This window comes from Testudinibacter sp. 'clade 2', from assembly GCF_006227735.1.
In the GTDB taxonomy this organism is placed as follows: Bacteria; Pseudomonadota; Gammaproteobacteria; order Enterobacterales; family Pasteurellaceae; genus Chelonobacter.
The window spans coordinates 1-6,651 of sequence record NZ_VDHB01000058.1 but is presented as its reverse complement, the minus strand read 5'-3'; the positions used below and the strand labels follow the sequence as shown (position 1 = coordinate 6,651).

The following is a 6,651-nucleotide window of genomic DNA, read 5'->3' as shown; positions in this document are numbered from 1 at the left end:
CATTTATAGTGAAAACTGATTCATTTATTAACACAAATAAAGCGATACTGTAAAATGAATTTTCACCAATTTAGTCTTTTAACCGATAAATTTAAAGAGCCTTTTAGATAAAATGTTATTTTTTTGTAAAAAACACTAGCTAGGTCACATTATAAAAAAATTTTTTAGGTATAATTTAACCCGCAACAAAATTTATCATTTTCTTGTAAATGGCATATTTTCACCCTACAGTTAACGGTGAAGTTAGTGGTAAAATATTCAATTTACTCACAAAATTATAGTCATCCTATTATTTTATTTTAAGAAAGGTCAGGTAGTTATGCGACAAAACCATTCCCTGCGGAATGCTATGCAGGATTGGGTTGACTCTAGTGCCTTAGGCGGAGCCAACCAAACGTATATAGAACAAGTCTATGAAGACTATCTTAAAGATCCCTTGAGCGTTGATACCAGCTGGAAACAGATCTTCGACAGTTGGCCCAAACCCACCGTCAGCGAGCAACCCCATGCGCCGGTGCGCGAATATTTTCGTGAATTAGCCAAAGAAAATACCCAAAAAACCGGAACACACACGATCATTGATCCCAGTGCCAGCCGCCGTTTAGTGCGGGCTTTGCAATACATCAACGCCTTCCGCTATCGTGGACATTTGCGTTCCGACCTCGATCCGTTAAAAATGTGGAAGCGCCTCTCGGTGCCGAATCTGGACTATCAATTCTACGGTTTGGAAGAGAAACATTTGGATGAAGAGTTTAATATCGGCAAATATGTGTACGATCGTGAAAACATCACACTACGCGAACTCTCGGAAAAATTGCACGAAACCTATTGCAGCACCATCGGACTGGAGTTTATGCACATACACAATATTGAAGTGCGTGACTGGTTGCAGCAAAAAATGGAAGCACGTTTAAATAAACCGCTGTTCAGCCCTGAAGAACAAAAAACCTATCTGCAAGAACTGACTGCCGCAGAAGGCTTAGAACGCTATTTAGGGGCTAAATTTCCCGGCGCCAAGCGTTTTTCTTTAGAAGGCAGCGATGCCTTTATTCCACTGATGAAAGAGATTATCCGTCACGCCGGTAAATTTGGCGCTAAAGATATCGTGATGGGCATGGCACACCGCGGACGGTTAAATATGCTGGTCAACGTACTGGGCAAAAAACCGGCAGAATTGTTTGATGAATTTGCCGGAAAACACAGTAACCATGATCGTACCGGCGATGTGAAATACCACCAAGGTTTTTCTTCTAATTTTATGACCGATAACGGCTCAGTTCACTTATCATTGGCGTTTAACCCGTCACATTTAGAGATCGTCAGCCCAGTGGTAATCGGTTCTGTCCGTTCACGCCAAACTCGCCTGCAAGACAGTGAGCGCAATAAAGTCTGGGGAATCACCGTGCACGGTGATTCTGCCGTCACCGGACAAGGCATCGTACAAGAAACCTTGAACATGTCAGCCACTCGCGGTTACACCATCGGCGGCACAATCCGTGTCGTTATCAATAACCGTATCGGTTTCACCACCTCATATACCGGTGATACACGTTCTACCGAATACTGTACCGATATTGCCAAAATGGTCGATGCGCCGGTGATTCATGTCAACGGCGATGACCCGGAAGCCGTGATTTATGCTGCTAGAATGGCAGTTGAATATCGTGCTAAATTTAAAAATGATATTTTCATTGATTTGGTTTCTTACCGTCGACATGGGCATAACGAAGCCGATGAACCGTCTGCCACCCAACCGATGATGTATAAACAGATCAAAAAACATCCGACGCCACGCAAAGTGTATGCTGATCGTTTAGTTGCCGAAGGGGTGTTGAATGATGATCAAACCTTTGAAATGATGAACGAATACCGCGATGCACTGGATAACGGTGAATGTGTCGTCAAAGAGTGGAGCGAACTGGATCGCAACTCATTGGAATGGATTAACTATCTTGATCACGATTGGACTGCGCATTACGAAAATCGGTTTGACAAAGAGCGGTTCATTGCCTTGGCAAAGAAGGTGTGTATCTATCCTGAATCGCACAAACTACACAATCGGGTGAAAAAAATCTACGAAGATCGGGAATTGATGGCAGTAGGCGAAAAGCCGTTTGACTGGGGCATGGCGGAAATTATGGCTTATGCCACCCTGCTGGATGACAACAATGCGATTCGTCTGTCCGGTGAAGATGCCGGGCGCGGCACTTTCTTCCACCGCCATGCGGTGTTGCACAATCAAGAAGACGGCACCTACTACATTCCGCTTGCCAATCTGCACAATCAACAAGGACGATTTGAAGTGTGGGATTCGGTGCTGTCTGAAGAAGCCGTTTTAGCCTATGAATACGGTTATGCCACCTCCGATCCGAAAACCTTAGTCATCTGGGAAGCGCAATTCGGCGATTTCGCCAATGTGGCGCAAGTAGTTATTGACCAATTCATCAGCTCCGGAGAGCAGAAATGGGGCAGAATGTGCGGTTTAACCATGTTGTTGCCACACGGCTACGAAGGACAAGGCCCTGAGCACTCCTCTGCTCGCCTAGAACGCTATCTGCAACTGTGTGCCGAGCAGAACATTCAAGTTTGCGTGCCTTCCACCCCGGCACAGGTTTACCATATGCTACGTCGCCAGATGATTCGCCCAATGCGCCGTCCATTGATTGCCTTAACCCCGAAATCACTGCTGCGCCATCCGTTGGCGATTTCTGAGATGTCGGAACTGTTGGAAGGCACTTTCCAACCGGTGTTGCCAGAGTTTGATGATTTGGATCCGCAACAGGTACAGCGTGTCGTGCTCTGTTCCGGCAAGGTCTATTATGATTTGCTAGAAAAACGCCGCGCCAACCAACAAACCGATGTTGCCTTAATTCGTATCGAGCAGCTTTACCCGTATCCGAGTGATGATATGCAGACTGTCTTGCAACCTTATCAACATGTTAAAGATTTTATCTGGTGTCAGGAAGAGCCGTTGAACCAAGGGGCATGGTATTGCAGTCAACATAATTTCCGAACCTCGCTGCCTGCCGGCGCAAGTTTAAATTATGTCGGACGACCGGCTTCTGCTTCCCCGGCAACCGGCTTTGCTTCGTTGCACAATGCACAGCAAAAAGCCTTGGTGGATGAAGCATTGACGGTTGAATAAGCTTATTCAACCAAATATTTTAGATGCTTAATTGAACAATTGATTAAATATTGAAAGGAAATAAATATGAGCAGTATTGATATCTTAACCCCGGTTTTACCTGAATCAGTCGCGGATGCCACTGTCGCAACTTGGCACAAAAAAGCCGGTGATACGGTTGCACGTGATGAAATTATTGTTGAAATTGAAACTGACAAAGTGGTGTTGGAAGTGCCCGCTTCAGAAGACGGCGTTATTGAAGCTATCCTGCAAGAAGAAGGGGCCACGGTTATCAGCAGCCAACTGCTAGGTAAACTGTTGCCGGTTTCAGCCGCCGGCACAGTAACCAAAGATACGGTGAATACCGCAGAATCCACACCGGCAGAACGCCAAAGTGCGGTATTGAGCACCGAACACAGCGATGCCAACGACAATCTCAGCCCGTCGGTACGTCGTTTGCTGGCAGAAAACAATATTGACTCCAGCGACATCAAAGGATCCGGCGTTGGCGGGCGTATCACGCGTGAAGATGTTGATGCCCACCTTAGCAAACAAGCTTCCACCGTGCATAAAGAAGGCACCGACAGCTCGGTTGCGCTGGCAAACCGCAGTGATAAACGCGTGCCGATGACCCGCTTACGCAAACGAATTGCCGAGCGCTTATTAGACGCAAAAAATAACACCGCCATGTTGACTACCTTTAATGAAGTCGATATGTCACCGATTATGCAGCTGCGCAAAAACTACGGCGAAAAATTTGAAAAACGCAACAACGTACGGCTAGGATTTATGTCGTTCTACATCAAAGCCGTGGTTGAAGCCCTTAAACGCTATCCGGAAGTCAATGCCTCGATTGACGGTGAAGATATTGTCTATCACAACTATTTCGACATCAGCATTGCGGTTTCCACGCCGCGTGGTTTAGTGACACCGGTACTGAAAAACTGCGATAAATTGTCGATGGGCGAAATCGAACAGCAAATCAAAGAACTGGCAGAAAAAGGACGTGACGGCAAGTTGACGGTGGAAGATTTGACCGGGGGCAATTTCACCATCACTAACGGTGGCGTGTTCGGCTCGTTGATGTCTACTCCGATTATCAATCCGCCGCAAAGTGCGATTTTAGGCATGCATGCGATTAAAGATCGCCCGATTGCGCTCGACGGACAAGTGGTGATCCGCCCGATGATGTACCTTGCCCTGTCTTATGACCACCGTTTAATTGATGGTCGCGAATCCGTCGGCTTCTTGGTCACCATTAAAGAGTTGCTGGAAGATCCAACCCGTATTCTATTGGAAATTTAACCACTGGTAATAACAATATCAGGGCGGATAGCCTCTGCCCTGTTAATAAACGGCGATTCTCCGCCACATTAACCCGATAATCCATCGTTGTGACAAGGACAAATAATGAATTTGCACGAATATCAAAGTAAACAAATCTTTGCTGATTACCGCATTCCCGTTCCAACCGGTTACGCCTGTCAAAATAGCCAGCAATTACTGGAAGCTGCCAAAAAATTAGGCGGTGATACTTGGGTTGCCAAATGCCAAGTTCATGCAGGCGGTCGTGGCAAAGCCGGCGGCGTAAAATTAGTGAAAAGTGAAGCCGAAATCAACGCATTCGCCGAACAGTGGTTCGGCAAACGCTTGGTGACGTTTCAAACCGATAAACACGGTCAACCGGTCAACACTATCTATCTTGAGCAGTGTTCCGCAATTAAAAAAGAATTATACCTAAGTGCGGTTTTGGATCGTAGTTCGCAAACTGTTGTCGTCATGGCGTCAACCGAAGGCGGTATGGATATTGAAGAAGTTGCTGAAAAAACCCCTGAGTTACTGCATAAAATCAGTTTAGATCCGCTGCTGGGCGGCATGCCGTTTCAAGGACGTCAATTAGCCTTTAAATTAGGCTTACAAGGCGATCAAATCAAACAATTCACTCACCTTTTCACCCAACTTGCCAAGCTGTTTGTCGAGAAAGACTTGGCTTTGGTTGAAGTCAATCCGTTGGTGATTTTGGAAAACGATCAACTGCTCTGCTTGGATGCTAAAATTGTCACTGACAGCAATGCTTCCTACCGTCACCCTGATTTGCAAGCAATGCAAGATGCAAGTCAAGAAGACCCGCGCGAAGCATTGGCAGAACAGTGGCAATTGAATTATGTGGCATTGGACGGCAATATCGGCTGCATGGTCAACGGTGCCGGTTTGGCAATGGGAACCATGGACATCATCAAATTGCACGGTGGACAACCGGCAAACTTTTTAGATGTCGGCGGTGGTGCAACCAAAGAGCGGGTTGCTGAGGCATTTAAAATTATTTTATCCGACAGTGCCGTAAAAGCAGTACTGGTGAATATTTTCGGCGGGATTGTACGTTGTGACTTAATCGCCAACGGCATTATCGATGCCGTCAATCAAGTCGGCGTAGCGATTCCGGTGGTGGTTCGTCTTGAAGGCAATAATGCGCCACTAGGACGTGAAATTTTAGCCAACAGCGGTCTGAATATTATTGCCGCCAACAGTTTAACAGATGCCGCTAAACAAGTGGTTGCCGCAGCGGAGGGCAAATAAATGTCTATTTTAATTAATAAAAATACTAAAGTTATTTGCCAGGGATTCACCGGCGGACAAGGTACTTTCCACTCTGAACAAGCGCTTGCCTACGGCACACAATTGGTCGGCGGCACGTCTCCCGGCAAAGGCGGCACCACCCACTTAGGATTACCGGTCTTTAATACTGTGGCTGAAGCAGTACAGGCAACCGGCGCGACTGCTAGTGTGATTTATGTGCCTGCACCCGGTTGTAAAGATGCGATTTTGGAGGCCATTGATGCCGGAATTCAGTTGATCGTCTGTATCACTGAAGGCATACCGACCCTGGATATGTTAGCCGTAAAACAAAAACTGAATCAGACCGGCGTGCGCATGATCGGGCCTAACTGCCCCGGTGTGATCACTCCAGACGAGTGCAAAATCGGCATTATGCCGGGCAATATCCATAAAAAAGGTAAAGTTGGCATTGTGTCACGCTCCGGCACACTCACCTATGAAGCGGTGAAACAGACTACCGATTGCGGTTTAGGGCAATCAAGCTGTGTCGGCATCGGTGGTGATCCGATTCCGGGTTCCAGTTTTATCGATATTCTCGCGCTGTTTGAGCAAGACCCGGAAACCGAAGCCATTGTGATGATTGGTGAAATTGGCGGTTCCGCTGAAGAAGAAGCTGCTGCCTATATCAAACAACACGTCAGCAAACCGGTAGTCTCGTATATTGCCGGTGTCACCGCACCAAAAGGCAAGCGCATGGGACATGCCGGCGCAATTATCAGCGGTGGTAAAGGCACTGCCGATGAAAAATTTGCCGCGTTGGAAGCCGCAGGTGTCACCACCGTCCGCAGCTTAGCCGATATCGGCGAAGCCTTACTAAAAGTGATCAAATAATTCAATTGCTTCAAATTAGACCTGTTACGATCCAATGTAACAGGTCAGATGGCTAACAAAGACTAGGGTCTGTTGATCTT

General features: G+C 46.7%; 4 protein-coding genes. All 4 read left to right on the top strand.

Annotation, left to right across the window (positions count from 1 at the left end; translation table 11 throughout):
• Positions 1-319: 319 nt before the first annotated feature.
• The 4 genes from sucA (at position 320) to sucD (ending at position 6,571) form a co-directional block, all read left to right on the top strand.
• A complete protein-coding gene (gene sucA / locus FHQ30_RS05180) occupies positions 320-3,145 on the top strand; it encodes a 2-oxoglutarate dehydrogenase E1 component (protein ID WP_139611429.1) in 2,826 nt (941 codons plus the stop codon).
• A gap of 66 nt (positions 3,146-3,211) precedes the next feature.
• On the top strand, positions 3,212-4,429 hold the full coding sequence (odhB, locus tag FHQ30_RS05175; RefSeq protein WP_139611428.1) for a 2-oxoglutarate dehydrogenase complex dihydrolipoyllysine-residue succinyltransferase: 1,218 nt from the start codon (positions 3,212-3,214) through the stop codon (positions 4,427-4,429).
• Between the two features lie 105 nt (positions 4,430-4,534).
• Positions 4,535-5,701 carry an ADP-forming succinate--CoA ligase subunit beta gene (gene sucC, locus FHQ30_RS05170; protein WP_132967486.1) on the top strand — a complete coding sequence of 389 codons (1,167 nt, stop codon included), beginning with the start codon at positions 4,535-4,537 and terminating at the stop codon, positions 5,699-5,701.
• Positions 5,702-6,571, top strand: coding sequence for a succinate--CoA ligase subunit alpha (gene sucD, locus FHQ30_RS05165; protein WP_139609138.1), 870 nt, complete (start codon positions 5,702-5,704; stop codon positions 6,569-6,571).
• Positions 6,572-6,651 lie beyond the last annotated feature (80 nt).

What these genes read in the sequence shown, in the direction of transcription:
- sucA (WP_139611429.1), top strand. Translation starts at nt 320, where the DNA reads ATGCGACAAAACCATTCCCTGCGGAATGCTATGCAGGATTGGGTTGAC.
- odhB (WP_139611428.1), top strand. Translation starts at nt 3,212, where the DNA reads ATGAGCAGTATTGATATCTTAACCCCGGTTTTACCTGAATCAGTCGCG.
- sucC (WP_132967486.1), top strand. Translation starts at nt 4,535, where the DNA reads ATGAATTTGCACGAATATCAAAGTAAACAAATCTTTGCTGATTACCGC.
- sucD (WP_139609138.1), top strand. Translation starts at nt 5,702, where the DNA reads ATGTCTATTTTAATTAATAAAAATACTAAAGTTATTTGCCAGGGATTC.